This is a genomic window from Ramlibacter sp. (assembly GCF_013697775.1).
In the GTDB taxonomy this organism is placed as follows: Bacteria; Pseudomonadota; Gammaproteobacteria; order Burkholderiales; family Burkholderiaceae_C; genus Ramlibacter.
This window is the reverse complement of the sequence record NZ_JACCWG010000168.1, coordinates 1-2,917: the sequence shown is the minus strand read 5'-3', so window position 1 is coordinate 2,917 and position 2,917 is coordinate 1. Positions and strand designations below refer to the sequence as shown.

Below are 2,917 nucleotides of genomic sequence, written 5' to 3'. Positions count from 1 at the left end.
GTGGATGCGCAGCCGCCGGCCGGCGCGCAGCCGCTGCCCGCCGCGCTGGCGCGCGCCATCTGCGGCCTGTTCGCCGAGGCGGGGCAGTTCGACGCGTCGCGCGTGACGCCGCAGGCGCGCCTGGAGTCCTACGGCATGGATTCGCTCACGGTCATCGCGGTGCACGGCCGACTGGCGCAGCCGTTTCCGGCGCTGCCGAGCACCGTGTTCTACGAGTTCGCGACCATCGGCGAGCTGGCCGCGCACATCGCGGCGGATTTCCCCGAGGCAGCGGCGCGCTGGCTGGGTAGCGCCAGGTCCGATGACGCACCCGAGGTGGCGCCCGATGCTCCCTGCACGACCGCCGCGACGGCACCCGTAGCCGCATCGCGCCCCGGCGGCGAAGGCAGCGACAGCGGCGATGACGGCCATGCCATTGCCATCATCGGCCTGTCGGGGCGCTACGCCATGGCGCCCACGCTGGAGGCCTACTGGGACAACCTGAAAGCCGGCCGCGACTGCATCTCCGAACTTCCGCCCGAGCGCTGGTCGCTCGATGCGTCTTATGCGGCCGATCCGTCGAAGGCGATCGCGCAGGGCAAGAGCTATTGCAAGTCGCTGGGGTACCTGGAGGGCTTTGCCGACTTCGATCCGCTGTTCTTCGGCATCTCGCCGCGCGACGCGCTCACCATGGACCCGCAGGAGCGGTTGTTCGTGCAGTCCTGCTGGCAGGCGCTGGAAGACGCGGCCTACACGCGCGGCAGCCTGGCGCGCAAGTACGCGGGCAGCGTCGGCGTGTTCGCCGGCATCACCAACATGGGCCACGACCTGTACGGCCCCGGCCTGTGGGCGCGCGGCCTGCGGCTGTTTCCCTACACCTGGTTCAGTTCGCTGGCCAACCGCGTGTCCTACCTGCTGGACCTGCACGGCCCGAGCATGCCGGTGGACACCATGTGCTCGTCGTCGCTGACCGCCATCCACGAGGCCTGCCAGCACATCCGGCGCGGCGAGTGCGAGCTGGCGCTGGCCGGCGGCGTCAACGTCTACGTGCATCCTGCCGTGCACGCGGTGCTGTGCATGCGCCGCATGCTGTCGCCCGAGGGCCGCTCCAGGAGCTTCGGCGCGGGCGCCAACGGCTACGCGCCGGGAGAGGGCGCCGGCGTGGTGGTGCTCAAGCGGCTGTCGCGCGCCATCGCCGACGGCGACCACATCCACGCCGTCATCCGCGGCAGCAGCATCAACCATGGCGGGCGCACCAACGGCTACACCGTGCCCAGCCCGGCCGCGCAGCGCGCGCTGATCCGCGCCGCGCTGGCCGATGCCGGCGTGCCTGCGCGCGCCGTCTCGTACCTCGAGGCGCACGGCACCGGCACCGAGCTGGGCGACCCGATCGAGATCGCGGGCCTGCACCAGGCGTTCTCGGCCGACACCGCCGAACGCAGCTTCTGCGCCATCGGCTCGGTGAAGTCCAACATCGGCCACTGCGAGAGCGCCGCCGGCATGGCCGGCCTGACCAAGGTCATCCTGCAGATGCAGCACGGGCAGCTGGTGCCGTCGCTGCATGCGGACGCCATCAACCCGCGCATCGATTTCGCGCCGACCGCGTTCCGGCTGCAGCGCGAGCTGGCCGCGTGGCCGCGGCCGCGCCTGGAGGTCGACGGCGCCGCGCGCGAGCTGCCGCGCATCGCCGGCATCTCGTCGTTCGGCGCCGGAGGCTCCAACGCCCACCTGGTCGTCGAGGAATACGTGGCGCCCCCAGCCGAATCCGGTGCGGGCGGGGAGCCGGTGCTGATCGTGCTGTCGGCGCCCAGCCGGGCTGGACTGCGCGAGCGCGCGCAGCAGCTGGAAGGCGTGCTCGCCGCGCCGGCGGGCTCCACGCTCGGCCTGGCAGACATCGCCTTCACACTGCAGGTCGGCCGCGACGCGATGCGCTGCCGGCTGGCGTTCGTTGCCATGAACCATGGCGACCTGCGGCGTTGCCTGGCAAGCTTCGCGCGCGACGACAGGCTGGTGCCCGGCATGCTGCTGCGCGAACTCGAAGCCGGGGCGACCATGGGTGCCGCCGTGCCGCGCGATGCGCCGCCCGCGCTCGACGCCTGGCTGTGCGACGCCGACCTGGCGAGCCTGGCCCAGGCCTGGACCGACGGCTGCGAGGTCGATTGGGAGCGGCTGGCGCGCCCGGTCTGCCGGCGCGTTGCGCTGCCGGCCTACCGTTTCGCGGGGGAACGCTACTGGGTGGCCGACCTGCTCAAGGACGGCGCTTCCACCGTTGAGGCCGCACCGGCTGTGGGGGCGCCGCTCGCGCAGGGCGAGGCGCTGCATCCGATGGTCCACCGCAACACGTCGCACTTCGCCGGCCAGCGCTTCAGCTCGCGGTTCGACGGGCGCGAATTCTTCCTGGACGACCACAGGCTGCAGGGCCGGGCTGTGCTGCCCGCCATGGCGCTGCCCGAGATGGTGCGGGCGGCACTGGCGCAGGCGTCCGATGGGCCGCCCGCGCCCGGCGCCGCGCTGCTGCTGGAAGACGTCGCCTGGCTGCGCCCGTTTGCTCTCGACGGCGCGCCGGCAACGCTGCACATCGAGCTGAATGCCTTGCCCGGCGGCGCGGCCGCCTTCGCTCTGGTGGGCGAGGGTGCGGCGCGCACCGTGTACGCGCGGGGCAAGGCGTCCTTGCGCGATGCCGCAGCACCCGCGCGGCTGGACCTCGCGGCGCTGCACGCGCGCGGCACGCAGGCCATCGGCGTGCAGGATGCGTATGCGGCGTTCGGCGCGGCGGGCCTGGCGTACGGCCCGTCCTTCCACGTGCTCGAAAGCCTGGCCGCCGGCACCGGGGACGATGGCGCTGCCTTCGCCCTGGGCCGGCTGGTGCCGCCGGCTGCCGGCGCAGCGGCGCAGGCGCTGGATCTCCATCCGTGCATGCTCGACGGCGCGATCCAGG

At 73.2% G+C, this 2,917-nt stretch carries 1 protein-coding gene; it reads left to right on the top strand.

Annotation, left to right across the window (positions count from 1 at the left end; genetic code table 11):
• A partial coding sequence (locus tag H0U68_RS08405) for a beta-ketoacyl synthase N-terminal-like domain-containing protein (protein ID WP_296354545.1) occupies positions 1-2,917 on the top strand: 2,917 nt, incomplete at both ends.